This is a genomic window from Rathayibacter sp. SW19, assembly GCF_030866825.1.
Classification (GTDB): domain Bacteria; phylum Actinomycetota; class Actinomycetes; order Actinomycetales; family Microbacteriaceae; genus Rathayibacter_A; species Rathayibacter_A soli.
In genome coordinates this window covers 3,879,675-3,897,335 of sequence record NZ_CP133020.1, presented here as the reverse complement: position 1 = coordinate 3,897,335, position 17,661 = coordinate 3,879,675, and the positions used below count along the sequence as shown (strand labels likewise).

The following is a 17,661-nucleotide window of genomic DNA, read 5'->3' as shown; positions in this document are numbered from 1 at the left end:
TCATACATTGATAACAACATCACAAACATTGTAACATTTTGTGTGACGCGAAAGATCTGACGAAGCGGTCCGACATGAGGGCTCCTTCGGCGAAGAGGCCGCGTCACGCACGGAACACCCGCACACGAATCAACCGAATGCCGGTCCGAGCGTTGTCTCGGACCACCTCCAGATAGGAGCGTCACAGACGATGCGAGCAGTAGTTTTCGAAGCCCCGGGAGCGCTTGCGCTTCGCGAACCGGCCGATCCGACGCCTGGCTTCAAAGAGGTTGTCATCGAGGTGGCGGCCGTGGGAATCTGCGGCACGGACACCCACGTCTTCGACGGCGAGTTCGAGGGCACGATCTTCCCCCTGATCCCCGGCCACGAGGTGAGCGGCGTCGTTGCAGCCATCGGCGAGGGCGTGAGCACAGTGAGCGTCGGAGATCATGTCGTCGTCAACCCGAGTACAACCTGCGGCGAGTGCGAGTTCTGCCTGAACGGCAAGTCGAACCTCTGCCGCAATTGGAATGGACTCGGGGTTGTCGCGAGCGATGGCGGATCCGCTCAATTCATCAAGGCGCCGCTGGCGAATGTGTTCACGCTGAAGCCGGAGACGGATATTTACCAGGCTGCATTGATCGAGCCGCTCGCATGCGCCATCCGCGGCTACGACATCCTGCCGCGCAAGATGGGCGAGCACTACCTGGTTTACGGGTCCGGCACCATGGGCCTGTTGATGGCGCAACTTGCGCCGCGTGCCGGTGCCGCAAGCGTCACGATTGTCGACACGAACCCGGGTCGCCTCGATGTTGCACGTGAGGTGGGCATACAGAACATCTACGCGAGCGCGGACGAGGCCGGACGCGAGAAGTGGGACGTGGTGATCGACTGCACGGGCAACGTGCGAGCAATCGAGGACGGTCTGCCGCGTGTCAAGGCCGGCGGTACGTTCCAACACTTCGGCGTCGCCCCGGTCGATGCAAGCGCGAACTATTCGCCGTTCCGGGTGTACCGCGATGAAATCTCGATCGTTGGCACGATGGCGGTACTCAATTCGTTCGGCCGCGCTGTCGAGATGTTCGAGGCCGGCGCAATCAATTCCGTTCCGATGATCAGCCATTCGTTCACCTTGGACGACTACGCGGAAGCCCTCGACATGTTCCGTAAGGGGACTGGACGCAAGCTGCAGATTCGCCCGAACGACACCGAGTCGCGGGTGCTCCACTCATGAGCACGAGCCCGGCGATAACCCGGAGTCGGCTCTCCTCTCCGCGCGCCAAGCGGGTAATCCTCGCCGTTGTCATCGTTGTGGTGCTCATTCTGATGGGCGTCGGCACCAAGGTCGTCAGCAACAGTTCGGCTGCGGCCAGCAATGACGGCGGGTTCTCTGCGGCGACGTATGGCAAGACGCAGTTCCCCAAGGTCCAAGCCGAGATCGTCAAACGTGCCGTTCCTGCGGCCACACTGGCAGAAGCGATCGCCGCGGACCCTGCAGCCGCTGGTGCGAAGTACGGCGTCAAGGCGACGACCGGGCCGGTGATGTCCGTCACGTTCACCGGAGTCGCCGGCCAGCCGCAGGATGGAATCTACCCGGTCACAGTCGAGGGCCTCCCGCAGACTTTGATCGTCCGAGTGCAGACCGGACCGGCGATCAACGGTACAGATCTGCGTGACGCGACCGGCACCATCAGCTTCGGCCAGTTCACCAACCAGATTGACTATCAGAACGCCGGAGCCGCGCTCAATGACCAGATGAAGAAGTCCGTGCTCGCCACGGTGGACACCGCAAACCTCAAGGGCAAGACCATCACGGTCGTCGGAGCGTTCGAGCTGATCAATCCAAACGGCTGGCTGGTCACCCCGGCGAAGTTGAGTGTGAAATGAGCGACGACACCGATCAAATCGTCCTGAGCGCCCGTGACGTCGTCAAGACGTACGGCGGAACGCACGCCCTCAAGGGAGTCAACTTCGACATTCATCGGGGCAAGGTCACAACGCTGTTCGGCGAGAACGGCGCGGGCAAGTCGACGTTGATGAAGATCCTTTCCGGAGTGGAGTCTCCGACCTCCGGTCAAATAACGCTCGACGGCGAGGTTGTGAGTTTCCCCTCGCCCGTCGAGGCCCGCAATCACGGGATCTCGATCATCCATCAGGAACTCAGCCTCGCACCCAACCTCAATGTGCGTGACAACATCTTCATGGGCCGTGAATTGCACGGCGCAACCGGCATCGACTTCGCAGAAGAGGCGCGGCAAGCCCGTGTGCTGATGGAGGGGCTGGAAGAAGACATCGGACCACTGACGCTGGTGTCCGATCTCAGGCTGGGCCAACAGCAGATCGTAGAGATCGCGCGGGCGCTGTCAATCGATTCGCGCATCCTGATCATGGATGAACCAACCTCCGCGCTGAGCGCAGCAGAAGTCGCCGTGCTGTTCCGCGTGATTCACGATCTGAAGGCCAAGGGCGTCTCGATCGTCTATATCTCGCACCATCTCGAAGAAGCTCTGCAGATCACCGACTACGCCGTCGTGCTCAGAGACGGAGCGATCACGGCGACCGCAGAGGCACGCGAGATCGATCTGGATTGGATCGTTCAGAAGATGGTCGGCGCTGGATTCGATCTCGGCGAACCCCCGAGCGGGTATGACTTCGGCGACGTTGCACTATCGATCGAGAATGTGAGCGTCGCCGATGCCGAGATCCCCGATCGTTCGGTGGTGGATCGGCTCTCGTTATCCGTGAGGCGAGGCGAGATCGTCTGCATCTACGGTCTGATGGGCGCCGGTCGCACTGAACTGCTCGAGGCGGTAGCAGGCCGAGTAGCGCTGACCGGCGGCAGGGTGTTGCTCCAGGGAGAGGATCTCGCCGGCCAAACCATTGCGCAACGCATCGCGGCTGGATTGAGTCTTGTTCCCGAAGATCGCCAGCGTGACGGCCTTGTGCAGACGATGACCGTCGGTCGCAACCTCTCTCTCGCGAGCATCCGCGCCTTTGCGAAGGGACTCTTTCTCTCACGCAGCCGCGAACAGGAGCTTGTGAACGACGGTATCCGTGACGTTCGAGTGAAGACGGACGGTGGAAGTGCGGCGATCGGCTCGCTGTCGGGCGGGAATCAGCAGAAGGTCGTCATTGGCAAAATGCTCGCAACGAATCCCGATGTCATCCTGCTCGATGAACCCAGCCGCGGGATCGACGTCGGGGCAAAAGGCGAGGTGTTTCGGCTGATCGCCGAGCGCGCTGCCGCGGGCCTCGCTGTCATCTACTCGACCTCGGAGGTCGGCGAGTGTCTCAGCATCGCGCACCGCATCGTGGTCATGAGTCGCGGGCGCATCTCTGCCGAGTTCGACGCCGACACAACCAAGGAGCAAATCATGGCGGCCTCAGGGGAAGCCGTGGTCTCGTAATCGTGCCCACCCATCGCAGCAAGCCAGGTTCGCAGAACACAGATTCTCGGATCACGAGCTCACAGAACACGGCCTCACAGAACACGGCCTCAAAGAACAGGGAAAACTGACATGACAACTCCGTCCAAAGAAGGGCGTGCGAACCTGAAGCCAGGCATGTTCGCCAACGGGTTCAGCATTGGAAAGGTTCTGCTCGAAGGTCGCGCCTTCCTTGCGCTGATCGTCATCATCGTCGTGTTCTCGGCGCTGTCGCCCGACTATTTTACTCTCAACAACGTACTGACGATGTCATCTCACGTGTCGATTTACGCGCTGCTGGCGATCGGCTCGCTACTGGTGATTCTGAACGGCGGCATCGACCTGTCGGTTGGCTCCACCCTCGGGCTTTCCGGCGTGATCGCAGGGTTCATGATGAAAGGCATCAATTTCAAGGCGCTCGGCATCACGCTGTTCCCCTCCGTCTGGGTGGTCGTCATCATCGCGTGCGCGGTCGGTGCGTTGGTTGGGGTGGTCAACGGCGTGCTGGTGTCACGGTTCAAAGTAGCTCCGTTCATCGCAACCCTGGGCACCCTGTATGCCGTGCGCGGCGTCGCACTACTCATTACGAACGGCCTGACCTACAACGATCTAGCAGGCAAGCCGGAATTGGGGAACACGGGCTTCGACTGGCTCGGCTTCAACACCCTCATCGGCATACCGATCGGTGTTCTCGTCATGATAGTCGTCGCTGTCGTCGCGAGCATTGCGCTCAACCGCACGGTGTTCGGTCGGTGGCTCTATGCGTCAGGCGGCAACGAGCGGGCCGCGGACCTGTCCGGTGTTCCGGTCAAGAAGGTCAAGATCTGGGTCTACGTCGCTTCCGGTGTCTGTGCAGCGATTGCAGGTGTCATCTTGTCATCGGAACTGACGTCTGCAAGCCCGACAGCGGGCACGACCTACGAGTTGACGGCGATTGCCGCGGTCGTCATCGGCGGCGCGTCACTGATGGGTGGAAAGGGCAACATTCGAGGCACCTTGCTCGGCGCTTTCGTGATCGGCTTCCTCTCAGACGGCTTGGTCATCGTCGGCGTGTCCTCGTACTGGCAGACGGTGTTCACCGGCGCCGTCATCATCTTGGCCGTGCTTCTCAACGCCGTGCAGTATCGCGCTCGCCGCAAGAAGCTACCGGCGGGAGGCAATCCTCCCACTAGTTCCTCCGGGCTGGAGTCGCCTAAATCGGCACCACCGCTTGAGAAGATCCCCGGATGATCCGGTACCACATATCACAAAAACGAAAGGAACACAGCATGTCCCGAAAAGGCACCCTGGCGATTCTCGCCGGAGCAGCAATAGTCGCCACGACCTTGGCAGGATGCTCTGCGGGGGGCTCGTCCTCCGGTAGTGGCAGTTCAACGAAGGGCGGCCTGATCTCCATCATCGTCAACGACCCCTCCAACCCGTACTGGCTCACCGAAGGCAACGTCGCGTCCGCCGAGGCGAAGGCGCTCGGATACAAAGCGCATGTTGGCGCATCCAAGGGCGACACCAACACTGAGAGCAACCTGATCGACACGGCGATTGCAAACAAGTCGGTTGCGATCATCCTCGACCCGGCCAATGCGAGCGGGTCGATCGGAGCGGTCAAGAAGGCGAACGCGGCAAAGATCCCGGTCTTCCTCGTGAACGCCGAGATCAACCAGTCCGGTTTGGCCAAGGCGCAACTCGTGTCGAATAATGCCCAGGGTGCCGCCATTGGTGCCCAGCAGTGGGTGAAGGACATCGGGCAGAAGGCTGACTATGTCGAGTTGCTAGGCGCTCCGTCGGATAACAACGCGGCGACCCGATCGAACGGATACAAGACCGTATTGTCGCAGTACCCGGATATCGTCAAGGTCGGCGAGGACGTCGCAAACTGGGACCGCACGCAGGGCTACAACAAGACCCAGTCGCTGTTGCAGGCTCACCCCAACATCACGGGCTTGATCTCGGGTAACGACGAAATGGCACTTGGCGCGATCGCGGCGCTGAAGCAGGCGAACAAGCTGTCGCAGGTCAAGGTCGGCGGCTTCGACGGATCCCCGGACGCGGTCGCCGCGATCAAGGCGGGCGAGTTGCAGTACACCGTTCTGCAGCCGGTTGCGACCTTCGCCAAGAAGGCCGTGCAGCAGGCCGACTCCTATCTGCGCACCGGTAAGACCGGCGCCTCCTCGGAGAAGCAGCTGTTCGACTGCATCCTGATCACGAAGGACAACGTGGACAACATGATCGCGCCTTTCACGCTCAAAGGCTAGTACAGCACTGCATATCGCAGGGCCGGTTGCTAGCTGATGGACGGCAACCGGCTCTGCGGACAAGACAGGAGACAACGAGAGCCATGACATACCTCTACAACGATCCGGTGGACTTCACCGATGACTTCATCGACGGCTTCATCGCGGCCAACGGCCGCTGGGTCCGGCGGGTCGCGGGCGGCGTTGTGCGCAATGCAAAACCCGTGGCAGGGCAGGTTGCGGTGATCATCGGCGGTGGCTCCGGGCACTATCCGGCCTTCGCCGGTCTCGTCGGCGCTGGGCTTGCGCACGGCGCGGCAATGGGCAATCTGTTCGCATCCCCCTCTGCTCAGCAGGTCTACTCCGTCGCGAAGGCTGCCTCAGCAGGCGGCGGGGTGCTGCTCAGCTACGGCAACTACGCGGGCGACGTCCTGAATTTCACGCAGGCGGAGAAGCGTCTGATCGCGGAAGGCATCGACTGCCGCACAGTCGTCGTCACAGACGATGTGTCGAGCGCGGCGCTGGAAGAGATCGGCAAGCGGCGCGGAATCGCGGGGGATTTGGCTGTATTCAAGGCGGCGGCTGCTGCCGCAGAGGCGGGCGCCGATCTCGCCGAAGTGGCCCGTATCGCAGCGAAGGCGAACGACCGCACGCGCTCGTTCGGTGTTGCATTCTCAGGATGCACACTACCGGGCGCAACCGAGCCGCTGTTCACAGTGCCGGCTGGTCGCATGGCGATCGGTATGGGCATTCACGGCGAACAGGGAATCGACGAGACCGCTATTCCGCGCGCCGACGATCTGGCCGTGCTTTTGGTTAGCAGACTGCTCGAGGAGCGACCAGCGAATGCCGCCCGGGGCGCACGCGCGGGTGTCATTCTCAACGGCCTCGGCTCCGTCAAATATGAAGAGCTTTTCGTCCTCTACCGCACGGTGTCGCGGCTCTTGAGTGAAGCGGGCGTCGACATCGTCGAGCCCGAGGTCGGGGAACTCGTCACAAGTTTTCAAATGGCCGGCCTCTCCCTCACCCTGTTCTGGCTCGACGACGAGCTTGAACCGTTGTGGCGGGCCGCAGCCGACGCGCCGGCATATCGCAAGGGCAGCGTGATCGAAACCGACGAGTGGTCCGGCCCCGACGGCGAGGAGGAAGTCGTCGTCTCGGTCGGCGATGCGTCCACTGAGTCGCAGATCAGTGCGGAGGTCGTCGTTCGGGCGCTCGCTGCGACGAAGAAGACCGTCGACGACAACGCGGACGAACTCGGCAGGCTCGATGCGATCGCTGGAGACGGCGATCACGGCATTGGCATGCAACGTGGTGCCACTGCAGCGGCCACAGAGGCGGAGCAAGTCTTCGGACTCGGCGCCGGTGCCGGAACGGTGCTCAGCCGCGCTGGCGACGCCTGGGCCGATCGGGCCGGCGGCACGTCCGGCGCGCTCTGGGGGATCGCATTGCGTGCCATCGGCACCGCCGTCGGGGACACCGCTGCCGCGGATGCCGCGAGCGTGGCTGCTGGCGTGCGCGCGGCTCGAGATGAGATCGCGCAATTCGGAAAAGCGCAACTCGGCGACAAGACGCTGCTCGACACGTTGATCCCCTTCAGTGCGGCACTTTCAGATGCCGCGCAGCGGGGCGACGATCTGGCGACGGCCTGGGGTGAGGCATCCGCAATAGCCGATCAGGCAGCGGAGCACACCGCGGCTCTCGTCCCGAAGATCGGTCGGGCGCGCCCGCACATTGAGAAAAGCGTGGGCACCCCCGATCCCGGCGCCGTATCGATGGCGCTAATAATACGTGCGATCCACCACGTACTTCTGGAGAAAGGTTCACAAAGTGACTGACAAATTGCGAATCGTCATCGGTTCGGACGACGCGGGATTCGAATACAAGGAAGCGCTGAAGAGCGACTTCGAGGCCAGTGATCTGGTCGAGTCTGTGCAGGATGTCGGGGTCGACGCAGCCGGTCATACGCCGTATCCAACTATTGCCATCGCCGCAGCCGAGCTGGTCGCCGAAGGCAAGGCTGACCGCGCCTTGCTCGTCTGCGGCACGGGGCTCGGGGTTGCCATTGCCGCGAACAAGGTGCAGGGCATCCGCGCGGTGACGGCGCACGACAGCTACTCCGTCGAGCGCGCAGTACTGAGCAACAACGCCCAGGTGTTGACATTCGGTCAGCGCGTGGTGGGCCTTGAACTCGCGCGGCGACTGGCCCGCGAGTGGCTCACCTACCGCTTCGATGTGGGCTCCGCATCAGCGCAAAAGGTCAGGGTGATCGAGGACTATGAGTCCAATGACGCAGGCTGACCTCGGGAGAGCGCGTTGGCCCGCATGCCAGCGGGCGCGCTCGTGAGCAGTTCACACGGCCACCCGACATTCGTCGGGGTGAGCTTGAAGATGTACTTCGATCAGGCGCAGACCCTGCGCTGGTGCAATGACGTCGCTGCGATCGCTCGTGTACACGAAGCCGTGGTATCCGGAGCTGTCGAGGTGGTTGTGCTTCCCGGCTTTACCGCGCTGCCGGGTGCCGCAACCGTCTTCGCCGGCACCGGGGTCGCGCTTGGCGCCCAGAATCTGTTCTGGGAGGACGCGGGCGCGTTCACTGGTGAGGTGAGCGGACCGCAACTAGTGCAAGTCGGCTGCGGCTACGTCGAGATCGGGCATGCAGAGCGTCGCAGGCTCTTCTTCGAGGACGAATCCATCTTGCAGCTAAAATTGGTCGCGGCGCTGCGAAATGAGCTCGCCCCGATCCTGTGTGTGGGAGAGACCACCCCGATCGAAGCTGGAGCTGCAGCGGATGCGTGCATCGGCCAGTTGGAATCGATCACCGGTCCGGCGATCCAAGCGGGTGCGAGAATCCGGGCGGTCGTCGCCTACGAGCCGGAATGGGCGATCGGCGCGGAACGGTCGGCGTTGCCCGAGCACATTCGTCGCGTCTGCTCGACCATCAAACAATGGTTGGACGTACATCCATCGCTGGGCGGTAGTCGCGTAATCTATGGCGGGAGCGCCGGTCCGGGCCTCGTGAGCGGGCTGGGCCACGACGTCGACGGCGTCTTCCTCGGCCGGTTCGCCCATCGCCCGGAGGCGCTCGTCGGGATCCTCGACGAGGCACTTGCGCTGGCCGGTTAGCGAGCACGGTCGATGCGCGTTCGTTGGCCATCGTTACTCGCGAGCACGTCTAAAGGCGTCGGATGCGCTGGAGGGCCAAGATGGAAACCACACGGGACAGGCATCGGCGCGCGACTGCAGGCGCGGCGCGACGTGCGTGCCGACGCGCGGAAGGATCGAACAGATGACTGAGCACACGGGAGCAGAGACGCGGCGGCTGCCCCGCCAGGTTGAACGGCAGCGCGCGATCTCCGAGGCTGTGATGGCGGAGGGTGCCGTGCGCATCGAGCAACTGGCGGAACGCTTCGACATCAGTCTGATGACGGTTCATCGTGACCTGGACGAACTGGAGTCACGCGGCCTGTTACGCAAGTCACGCGGGGTTGCCACCGCCCAATCATCCAGCCTTGTCGAGTCGAGCGACGTTTACCGTTCGGGCCAGCAGTTGGCCGAGAAGCGTGCGCTCGCACGGGCCGCCATGGAGTTCATAGACCCGGGGCAGTCCATCTTCCTGGACGATTCGACGACGGTCCAACAGATGGCCGGCCTTCTTCCTGGGAAGACGCCGCTCACTGTGATCACCAACGTTCTCACGTTGCTGAACGAGCTGCACGGCGTGCGCGGTATCTCGCTCGTGGCACTCGGCGGCAATTACTACAACTGGTGCAGCGCATTCATGGGGCGTATGACCAACGAAGCCATTGCAAAGCTGCGCGCTGACGTGCTGGTGATGTCCACTGCGGCCATCACCGATGACACCTGCTTTTTCCAGACCCCGGAAACGGTCGACACGAAACGCGCCATGTTCGATTCGGCGGCCATTCGAATCCTCGTGACCGACCGGACGAAATTCCAGAAGAGAGCGCTGCACGCACTGGTGCATCTCACCGAATTCGATGTTGTGATCGTGGATGCGGCGACCGCGAAAGCAGACATTGCTCGCATGCGCTCGCAGGGCATCCGAGTGGTCGTGGCCCCGGATATGCCAGGGCCAGTCGGTCAATTAAAGGAGACGCAGTGAGTGAGATTCCTAACACGATGCGGGCAAGTGTGCTGTTGCGCGCGGCTACGCTTGAAGTGCAAGAGCGGCCGGTGCCGGTGGTCGGGCCGGATCAAGTTCTGGTCCAGGTGTCCTCCGTGGGTGTGTGCGGCTCCGACGTGCACTTCTACAGGGAGGGCGGCCTCGGCGACTGGGTCGTAACCGAACCGCTTGTTCTCGGTCACGAGTCCAGTGGCACGGTCGTAGCTGTCGGCGTCGCGATCGATCCATCTCGTATCGGCGAGCGTGTTTCGATCGAGCCGCAGCGACCGACCACCACGTCACGCGAGACACTGAGCGGCCGGTATAACCTCGACCCCGAGATGGAGTTCTATGCGGTTCCCGGAGTTGACGGCGCGTTCGCGGAGTACGTGACGATCCAGTCGCATTTCGCTCACGCGATTCCGGATGCCATGAGCGACGATGCCGCCGCGCTGCTCGAACCATTGTCGGTCGCCATTGCTACGGCGCGGAAGGCGCGGTTCACAGCAGGCTCCCGGGTTCTGATCACCGGAAGCGGCCCGATCGGAATCGTCACCGCACAGGTTGCGCGCGCGTATGGCGCGAGCGAGGTCATCTTGACGGATCTGGACGAGCAGCGCAGAAGTCAGGCCCTCCGATTCGGTGCGACCAGAGTGATCGATCCCGCTGCGGAGGCCGTCGGCACCCTGGGGCTCGACGTCGACGCCTTCATCGACGCCTCCGGCGCAGCGGTCGCGGTCAAGACTGGAATCAGGGAACTGCGCCCAGCCGGGCGTGTGGTTCTGGTCGGAATGGGGGCGCCCGAAGTGGCTCTGCCGATCCCGCTAATCCAGAACAATGAACTTGTCGTGACGGGTGTCTTCCGCTATGCGAACACTTGGCCAACGGCCATCGACCTGGTCAGTCGCGCAGTCGTCGATCTCGACGGCATGGTCACAGGACACTATGGCCTGGAACAGGTTGAAGCCGCCCTCCTCTCAACCGGCGATCCCGCGACCCTGAAGTCGATCGTGCACCCCGGCAGGTAGTGCACAGTAGCCGCACATGAGACCCAGCCGCCGGGTCGGTCCCTCGGACGACGGGCTCAGAATGGACCCGCAACGCGGGCGGGTTCTGTGGAACCGCCAGAGCCTTGAACGCTCCCGACACCCCATCCGTACGCCAGCTTGTGCACTTCTAGTACGAAAAATGACTCGGTGGAGACGACACCTTCGATGGCCTGCATACGGTCATTGACCACTTCGACGAAGTGGGCGATGTCTCGGCAGATCACCTCGGCAAGGACATCGTAACGGCCGGTCGTCAGGACGACATAGCTGGTTTCAGGAAACGCGGACAGGGCGTCACAGACCGCTTTGGATTGCCCTGCAGTCGTGCGCAGGCCGATCATCGCGAGGCGATGGAAGCCGATCGCCAAGGGGTTGGCAATGCCGACAACCTGCAGGATCCCGGCATCCTCCAAACGCTTCGTGCGATACCGCACCGAAGACGCTGGGATGCCGAGCTGTTTCGCGATCTCCGCATAGGAGCGGCGCCCGTCCACCTGCAAGACGGCCACGATGTCCCGGTCGATATCGTCCATGTCTGAGAGATCTACCATGCCGTCAACGATAGTGGTGGAAGAAATGCCCGCCCTCATGAGTCGAACCCGAATCCGACTGCGTCCATGACGCGCAACCAGGTATTCCTTCGGCCGGTCTGGTCCTCACGCGCCATCGACCTCTTCGTCAGTTGAACACCGACGGAACGGACCGGCTCCGGCGGAAACGGTATGGAACGGCGCTTGATCATCTGGAGCCTGGTAGTAGGGTTGTCGACCCCGTCGAGCAGGTCGAGCATGGCTTGCGCCGCGAACCTGGTTGCGCTCACACCCAGCCCGGTGTAGCCGAGGGCGTATGCGATCCGGCCGCGCGCGGCAGTACCCGTCGTTACGCAGAATCGCGTGGAAGAGTCTACGATTCCCCCCCACGCATGGCTGAAGGCGACGTCGGCCAGCTGTGGGAAAGTTTGAGCGAAATTCCTGGCAAGAGTGCCAAAAGTTTCAGGTCGCTGCGTGCCGGCTTCGTCCCGAGCGGAACCGTAACGGTAGATCGCGTCGTATCCGCCCCACAGGATGCGTCCGTCAGCCGTCTTGCGCGAGTAGTGGAATTGATTGCCGGTGTCGGTGATTCCGTAGTCACCGCCCCATCCGATGGAATCGAACTGCTCGTCGGTGAGCGGTTCGGTTACCAGCGCGTAGTCGTAGACCGGGATGACGGTCAATGCCAACCGTCGCAAGAGTGGCTTCGCGGCATTCGTGGCCAGTACGACCCGTTCGGCGTCGATGACGCCGCCGGCAGTGTGGACGCGCACACGAGAACCTGCGGCTTCGCCTACCAGTGTGGCCGTCGTGTGTTCATACAGCTCCACGCCGAGCCCCTGGCAGATATTGCTCAAGCCGATGGCGAGCTTGTATGGGTCGACGAGAGCGTAGTGAGGCCAGTATGCTCCGGCGATGAATTCGGGTGACGAGGTCCATTCGCCGAGCTCCGCTGTCGGGATCATGCGCACAGGATCGCCGTGCAGCGTGCTGGCCTCTGCGCCAGCCTGCAGTTGTTTTGCCTGCCACGGGGTGCGAGCGAAACCGGCCTTCCCGGCCACCTTGAAGTCGGCGTCAACGCCGTAGCGTTCGAGAGTGGTCTCGATCGCCCGCAGATTCTCTTGGCCGAGGCGCACCAGCGTGTCAATCTCGCGAGGCCAGCGGGTGAGCCCATTGGACAAACCGTGCGTCAGGCTGGGTGAGCAGAATCCGCCGTTCCGACCGCTGGCCGCGTGTCCGATCGTTTCCCCCTCGATGAGCACGACCCGCGCAGCAGGATCGGCTTCCTTCGCCAAGAGCGCCGTCCACAATCCGGTGTATCCGCCGCCAATGACAAGGAGGTCGGCGGATGCGTCGTGGCTGAGCTTCGAAAGCGCATCGGGGGTGGGGCTCTCATCCAACCAGAACGGAACAGGCCGCGCGGCAGTCAACGTCGTCGGTAGTGCAGTGTGCGGCATGGTGCGTCATCTTTCGTTCACGTGCGAGCCTGACCGGGTGCTGCGGGAGCCGTAGTCGGCATCCCGCAGCACCACTCCACTCAGCGGTTGAGGTGGATGACTCCCGTGCGGAGATCGCTCATGTCGAGCAGCGTGTGTTTGCCGCCGATTCGCCCCCATCCGGTGTTCTTGCCGCCCGCGCCGCCGAAGGGCATGTTAATATCCCAGAAGCCGTTGCTGTCGTTCACGACGACTTGACCGGTCTGGAGTTCCTCGACGAAGCGATAAGCCTTCGACAGGTCGTTCGTGAACACCGCAGACTGCAACCCGAGCGGGTCGGCATTTGCGATGCGCAGCAGGTCGTCGTCCGATGAGCCGGTGATCACCGGCACGACGGGGCCGAACGATTCCTCGGTGCTGAGCAGGCTGTCTTCGGTGACACCATCGATGATGGTGAATTCGTAGTACAGCTCCGTCGGCATCCCCGCCCTGCGGCCGCCGCCGACAAGAACGTCGAACCCGCGGCTGGTGGCGTCGGCCATGTGCCGGTCCATCTTGCTCGCGACACCCTCGTTGTTCAACGGCCCAAGGTTGACCGCGGGGTCGAAGGGGTCGCCTAGCCTCACATCCTGTGCCGTCTTAACGAGTGCCTCGATGAAGCGGTCGTGCACGTCAGCGTGTACGAGTACCCTCTCCGTCGCACAGCACACCTGGCCCGCGCAGAAGTATGCGCCGACGGCAGCAGCGCGGGCGGCGGCCTCGATGTCGGCATCGGCGAGCACGATCACTGGGCCGTTGCCCGACATCTCCATGATGGAGCGCTTGAGTCCAGACCCCGCGTGGATTTTCGCGCCGGTCGCTGACGAGCCGATGAAGCCGATGGCGTCGATTCCGGGATGCGAGACCAGCTCGGCACCGAAGGCACCTTCACCGGGCAGCACATTCACGAGTCCGCGCGGCAATCCCGCTTCCTCGAAGGCCTCGAGCGCTGCCAGCACCGTCAACGCGGTGTGCGTCGGCGGCTTCACAACGTGCGCGTTGCCGGTGGCCAGTCCGGGTGCCACGAACTCCGCGAGCATCAGCAGCGGGAAGTTCCAGGGCGTGATGATCGCCCACGTTCCGACTGGGCGGTAGAAGGTCCACATCCGCTTGTTGGTGTCGTTCGACGGCATCGTCTCACCGTGCAGCCGCACGGCATCCTCGGCGTGCAGGTGGAACAGTTGTGCGGCCTCTTTGATGTCGGCAATGGACTCCGCCAGGGGCTTGCCCTGTTCCAGGGTCTGCAACCGTGCGAGTTCGTCGACGCGCTTTTCCAACTCAGTTCCGATGCGGTGGCAGATTGCGGCGCGCTGCCATACTCCGACGTCGCGCCACGCGCTTTGCGCTTCGCGCGCGGCAGCCACCGCACGATCCAACTCGGGGCGACCAGGAACCGGCAGCGACGCAATGCGCTGCCCGGTCGCCGGGCTGATGATATCGACACTCTGACCGGATGTACCGTCGGTGTACTCGCCATTGATATAGAGCTGCTCATGGGAGGGGGTGGGCAGGGCTTGCATGGAAACCTCTCTCAGATCGTGAGGCGTCTGTGCCGTCACGGGTTCTCGATTTATGTGTTTTGCACGTGCCGTGGGCCCGAACCGCTGTTCATCACGACTCGGGCCCACAAACAAGTCAAGTGATCAAGACTTGTTCATCCAACAATAATTAGATTAATACTTAACGATACATCATTTCTCATAGGATTCTCGTATGCGATCGTGAGTGTCATGCTGCTTGACGGCAGGTTGCCTGCCTATAGCGCCTTGAGTAGCTGGCTTGCCTGCGTGACGCCAGAGGAGTACGACGCACTGACGTTGCTTGTACGCATTCCTGCCCAGTACAGAACATCGTTCACGGTGGCGGACATGTCACTTGCATTGCCGCCACCCCCGTACGGACCCCACGAGTACGGCTCGTTAGCCCAGTCGGTCATCACGGCCTTGTGATACTTCAGACCGGGGTCGCCCGCAGCCTTGCGCACCACGTCGAGTACTGCGTTGTACTTGTCTTCGAGTGAGAGCGAATGCAGCTCACGGGCTGCAGCGCCGGTCTCCCATCCGACGATGACTTGGCCCTTGTAGCCCGGGTAAGCAATCGAGGCGTTCCACAGTGTGGTCGGGAACTGGTCCATCGATTCGGCGTAGCCCCAGTTGTCAGTGCCATTCGGGGTGAATACCTTCCCCTTGAACTCAAGCGCGCACTTGAAGATGTTGCTGTAGTTGAATGCATCGAAGGCCGCCCACTTGGCGGCGGGCAGGCCCGGCGCGAAGGCGATGTCACGGTGCTTCATGACGCCAGCCGGAACGGCGAAGATGACTCGACGCCCGAACATCGCACCATTTGACGTCAGGAGCTCAACACCATTGGGGGTGTATGTCACCTCTGTGACTGCGGTCTTGAGCATGACCGGCACGTCGCCGGCGATGAAGCGAAGCAATTGGTCGTAACCGCCGACGATCTTATAGTCGCCATTGTTGTATCTCGAATCGTTCGGGTCCAGAATCTCCTGAGCCGGAGCTTGCTCGGGATGCAACGTGTATCGTATGCAGTTCCTGAGGTGATTGCCCACGCTCGAGGCTGACTTGTTATACAACGGCTCGCTGTCGTCTGTCAGGCGATAGTTCAGGCCGCTCGGCGTGTTCGCCGCGGTCACACCGAGGCGCAGCAAATAGGCGTCGGCGAACTCACCCGGAAGCGCGGCTGGCAGCGGCACTTTCTGGCCTACCGGGTCATGCTGGATGAGCGAATCGGGCATTCCGAGCGGGAAGAGCCATGAGGTGGGCGAGTCCCATTGGTGCCAGTTTGAAGACGGCGATGTTCTTGGCACATCGGCCAAGTTGATGTAGTTGTTCTGGAACATCCGCATGTCGAAATCGGCCTGCTTGATCCACGGGTAGGTGGACGCGTACGGGCCGCCGTGCACCAACTCGCAGCCGCGCTCGACCGGAATGCCCAGAGTGGTTCGGTCGGTGTACATTCGACCGCCGATCCGATCGCGGGCTTCGACGATCAGAACCCGCAAGCCCGGCTTCTGATCGATCAGCGTCCGAGCCGCGCCGATCCCGGCCGCGCCGGCGCCGACGACAATGACATCCCAGTTCTTCTTGTCGCCAGTCGGGTGATTGAGCGATGGTGTCCCATTGCCGTGGCCATCGCCTGGGCTGATCGGTGGACCAGCGAAGGCGGCAGCGTTGGCAATGCCGGCGGCGGCGATTCCGGCGGCTATGCCAAGCCCGCCGGTGACAAATCCGCGGCGTGTGACGTCGGTCATAGAAACTCCTTTGTTTGTTATCACGGCTGGGTATGGGGATTCAACAAATTGCTGATCAGACCATGGGTGTTTCTGGGCATTTCCGTCGACCATAGCGACGTTGTCAGTCCTTGTCTACAAAACCGTGACAATCCAGCAGGCTCACTCGGCGTAAGTTGCGGATCCAGCATCATCGGATGAAGTTGGCATTGGATCATCAAAGATCATGCATATGCGCTTAAGCACTCAACAGCGACGCGGCCAATTCGCCAGTAGTCACTGGCGATGGCAGAATTGGGTCGGCTGGTGTCACTGGCCGTGGCGCAATCAGCGAATTTCCTTCAGCCACTTAAATGAATCCACAATTTCAGACGTAGACATCTAACGTGAGGACAACTTTGGGTTTGCAATCCATGTTGACTTGATGCGACAATTGCCCAACCTGCCCGAGAACGGACTCGTGCAGAGTCCCCCTGGAGGCACGCGTGCGATTCAAGAAGATCCCGATTCTGGCGGCGGCGACGCTCACGGCCTTTGCCCTGTCGTCCTGTGCGAGCGGCGGAACGAGTGAAACACTCGATCCGAAAGCGGACATCAAGACTCAAAAGCTCGTTGTGGGAATTTGGGCGGACTACTACCCCGAAGACCTTGCGAAGAAGTTTGAGGCGGCCACCGGGGTGCCGGTAAAGATCGTCAATCACGCCACAAATGAGGAGATCGCAGCGAAGCTCACTGCTGGTGGCGACTCCGGCATTGATGTCGCGTTTGTGTCTGGTCAGTATGCGGAAGCGCTGAACGAGGCAGGCCTGTTGCAGCAACTCGACAAGTCGATGATCCCGAACGCGTCCAACCTGTACCCGGAGGCCACCAAACTCGCTTACGATCCGGGCAACAAGTTCTCAATGCCCTATACCTGGGGCACGACCGGCCTGTGCTATCGATCGGACTTGCTCGACTTCACGCCCACCTCGTGGAACGACCTTCTGAATCCGCGGCCCGAGCTCGTTGGAAAGACGACGATGCTTGCGACCGAGCGATGGATGGCATTGCCCGCACTGAAGGCGCTCGGCTACTCCGTCAACTCGACGAATCCTGCCGAACTGGATGCAGTCAAGAAGCAGCTGCTGAAGACCAAGTCCACGCTGCTCGCGTTCGACGACACAACTTTTTACACCAAGCTGGTCTCCGGTGAGGCCGCACTGACCGAAGCGTGGGACGGATGGTGCAACTACGGCATCGCCGAAGACCCCAACATCAAGTTCGTCGTTCCCAAGGAAGGCAGCGACCTTTGGGTCGACACCATGACTGTTCTGAAGACATCGAAGAACAAAGAGGCAGCCATGGCATTCGTCAACTACATCCTGGACACGAAGGTGCAATCGTGGGCGACGGAAAACATCCTGTACCAGGTTCCCAACAAGGCCGCGATGGAGCAACTCGCCCCGGACCTACTTGAGACGTATCCGACCCTCGCCGTGCCTCCCTCAGAGTTGACCAAGGGCGAGTCGGTCGTCGACCTCGGCGAATACAGCCCGAAGTACACCAGGCTCGCCACTGAAATCGCCGCAGCCGGCTAGGTAAGCAGGATTCGAC

General features: G+C 61.9%; 15 protein-coding genes. 11 read left to right on the top strand and 4 right to left on the bottom strand.

The features are described 5' to 3' along the window. Window positions 1-190: 190 nt before the first annotated feature. From QU604_RS18030 to QU604_RS17985, 10 genes are all read left to right on the top strand, one after another. Window positions 191-1,213 carry a zinc-dependent alcohol dehydrogenase family protein gene (locus QU604_RS18030; RefSeq protein ID WP_308465986.1) on the top strand — a complete coding sequence of 341 codons (1,023 nt, stop codon included), beginning with the start codon at window positions 191-193 and terminating at the stop codon, window positions 1,211-1,213. Then, complete coding sequence (locus QU604_RS18025) at window positions 1,210-1,866, top strand: DUF2291 family protein (protein ID WP_308465985.1); 657 nt, start codon at window positions 1,210-1,212, stop codon at window positions 1,864-1,866. Before QU604_RS18030 ends, QU604_RS18025 begins: the two co-directional genes overlap by 4 nt. Beyond that, window positions 1,863-3,386 (top strand): sugar ABC transporter ATP-binding protein, encoded by a 1,524-nt coding sequence (locus tag QU604_RS18020; protein ID WP_308465984.1) that lies wholly within the window; start codon window positions 1,863-1,865, stop codon window positions 3,384-3,386. Before QU604_RS18025 ends, QU604_RS18020 begins: the two co-directional genes overlap by 4 nt. A 111-nt stretch (window positions 3,387-3,497) precedes the next feature. Continuing rightward, on the top strand, window positions 3,498-4,634 hold the full coding sequence (locus QU604_RS18015; RefSeq protein WP_308465983.1) for an ABC transporter permease: 1,137 nt from the start codon (window positions 3,498-3,500) through the stop codon (window positions 4,632-4,634). Window positions 4,635-4,672: 38 nt separating this feature from the next. Next, a complete protein-coding gene (locus QU604_RS18010) occupies window positions 4,673-5,656 on the top strand; it encodes a D-ribose ABC transporter substrate-binding protein (RefSeq protein ID WP_308465982.1) in 984 nt (327 codons plus the stop codon). 83 nt (window positions 5,657-5,739) lie between these two features. Continuing rightward, complete coding sequence (locus QU604_RS18005; protein WP_308465981.1) at window positions 5,740-7,473, top strand: dihydroxyacetone kinase family protein; 1,734 nt, start codon at window positions 5,740-5,742, stop codon at window positions 7,471-7,473. Then, window positions 7,466-7,936, top strand: coding sequence for a ribose-5-phosphate isomerase (locus tag QU604_RS18000; RefSeq protein WP_308465980.1), 471 nt, complete (start codon window positions 7,466-7,468; stop codon window positions 7,934-7,936). Before QU604_RS18005 ends, QU604_RS18000 begins: the two co-directional genes overlap by 8 nt. A gap of 42 nt (window positions 7,937-7,978) precedes the next feature. Continuing rightward, window positions 7,979-8,761, top strand: coding sequence for a triose-phosphate isomerase family protein (locus QU604_RS17995; RefSeq protein ID WP_308465979.1), 783 nt, complete (start codon window positions 7,979-7,981; stop codon window positions 8,759-8,761). A gap of 163 nt (window positions 8,762-8,924) precedes the next feature. Continuing rightward, the gene (locus QU604_RS17990; RefSeq protein ID WP_308465978.1) at window positions 8,925-9,761 is read left to right on the top strand and encodes a DeoR/GlpR family DNA-binding transcription regulator; all 837 of its coding nucleotides are present in this window, start codon (window positions 8,925-8,927) and stop codon (window positions 9,759-9,761) included. Between the two features lie 17 nt (window positions 9,762-9,778). After that, a complete protein-coding gene (locus QU604_RS17985; protein WP_308468969.1) occupies window positions 9,779-10,789 on the top strand; it encodes an NAD(P)-dependent alcohol dehydrogenase in 1,011 nt (336 codons plus the stop codon). A 56-nt stretch (window positions 10,790-10,845) separates the two neighbouring features. On the opposite strand, the gene QU604_RS17980 is transcribed toward QU604_RS17985, so the two are convergent. The 4 genes from QU604_RS17980 to QU604_RS17965 form a co-directional block, all read right to left on the bottom strand. Beyond that, a complete protein-coding gene (locus QU604_RS17980) occupies window positions 10,846-11,361 on the bottom strand; it encodes an Lrp/AsnC family transcriptional regulator (protein ID WP_308465977.1) in 516 nt (171 codons plus the stop codon). 35 nt (window positions 11,362-11,396) lie between these two features. Next, complete coding sequence (locus QU604_RS17975) at window positions 11,397-12,797, bottom strand: NAD(P)/FAD-dependent oxidoreductase (protein WP_308465976.1); 1,401 nt, start codon at window positions 12,795-12,797, stop codon at window positions 11,397-11,399. Between the two features lie 80 nt (window positions 12,798-12,877). Beyond that, window positions 12,878-14,335, bottom strand: a complete 1,458-nt coding sequence (locus tag QU604_RS17970) for an aldehyde dehydrogenase family protein (protein WP_308465975.1) — start codon at window positions 14,333-14,335, stop codon at window positions 12,878-12,880. Between the two features lie 236 nt (window positions 14,336-14,571). Next, window positions 14,572-16,089, bottom strand: a complete 1,518-nt coding sequence (locus QU604_RS17965) for a flavin monoamine oxidase family protein (RefSeq protein WP_308465974.1) — start codon at window positions 16,087-16,089, stop codon at window positions 14,572-14,574. Window positions 16,090-16,553: 464 nt separating this feature from the next. Between QU604_RS17965 and QU604_RS17960 the strand changes: the two genes are divergently transcribed. Then, on the top strand, window positions 16,554-17,645 hold the full coding sequence (locus tag QU604_RS17960; protein ID WP_308465973.1) for a polyamine ABC transporter substrate-binding protein: 1,092 nt from the start codon (window positions 16,554-16,556) through the stop codon (window positions 17,643-17,645). Window positions 17,646-17,661 lie beyond the last annotated feature (16 nt).

Coding starts and splice junctions, on each gene's coding strand:
- QU604_RS17965 (WP_308465974.1), bottom strand. CDS start 16,089: ATGACCGACGTCACACGCCGCGGATTTGTCACCGGCGGGCTTGGCATA.
- QU604_RS17970 (WP_308465975.1), bottom strand. CDS start 14,335: ATGCAAGCCCTGCCCACCCCCTCCCATGAGCAGCTCTATATCAATGGC.
- QU604_RS17980 (WP_308465977.1), bottom strand. CDS start 11,361: ATGGTAGATCTCTCAGACATGGACGATATCGACCGGGACATCGTGGCC.
- QU604_RS18005 (WP_308465981.1), top strand. CDS start 5,740: ATGACATACCTCTACAACGATCCGGTGGACTTCACCGATGACTTCATC.
- QU604_RS17975 (WP_308465976.1), bottom strand. CDS start 12,797: ATGCCGCACACTGCACTACCGACGACGTTGACTGCCGCGCGGCCTGTT.
- QU604_RS17985 (WP_308468969.1), top strand. CDS start 9,779: ATGCGGGCAAGTGTGCTGTTGCGCGCGGCTACGCTTGAAGTGCAAGAG.
- QU604_RS17990 (WP_308465978.1), top strand. CDS start 8,925: ATGACTGAGCACACGGGAGCAGAGACGCGGCGGCTGCCCCGCCAGGTT.
- QU604_RS18030 (WP_308465986.1), top strand. CDS start 191: ATGCGAGCAGTAGTTTTCGAAGCCCCGGGAGCGCTTGCGCTTCGCGAA.
- QU604_RS18010 (WP_308465982.1), top strand. CDS start 4,673: ATGTCCCGAAAAGGCACCCTGGCGATTCTCGCCGGAGCAGCAATAGTC.
- QU604_RS18025 (WP_308465985.1), top strand. CDS start 1,210: ATGAGCACGAGCCCGGCGATAACCCGGAGTCGGCTCTCCTCTCCGCGC.
- QU604_RS18020 (WP_308465984.1), top strand. CDS start 1,863: ATGAGCGACGACACCGATCAAATCGTCCTGAGCGCCCGTGACGTCGTC.
- QU604_RS18015 (WP_308465983.1), top strand. CDS start 3,498: ATGACAACTCCGTCCAAAGAAGGGCGTGCGAACCTGAAGCCAGGCATG.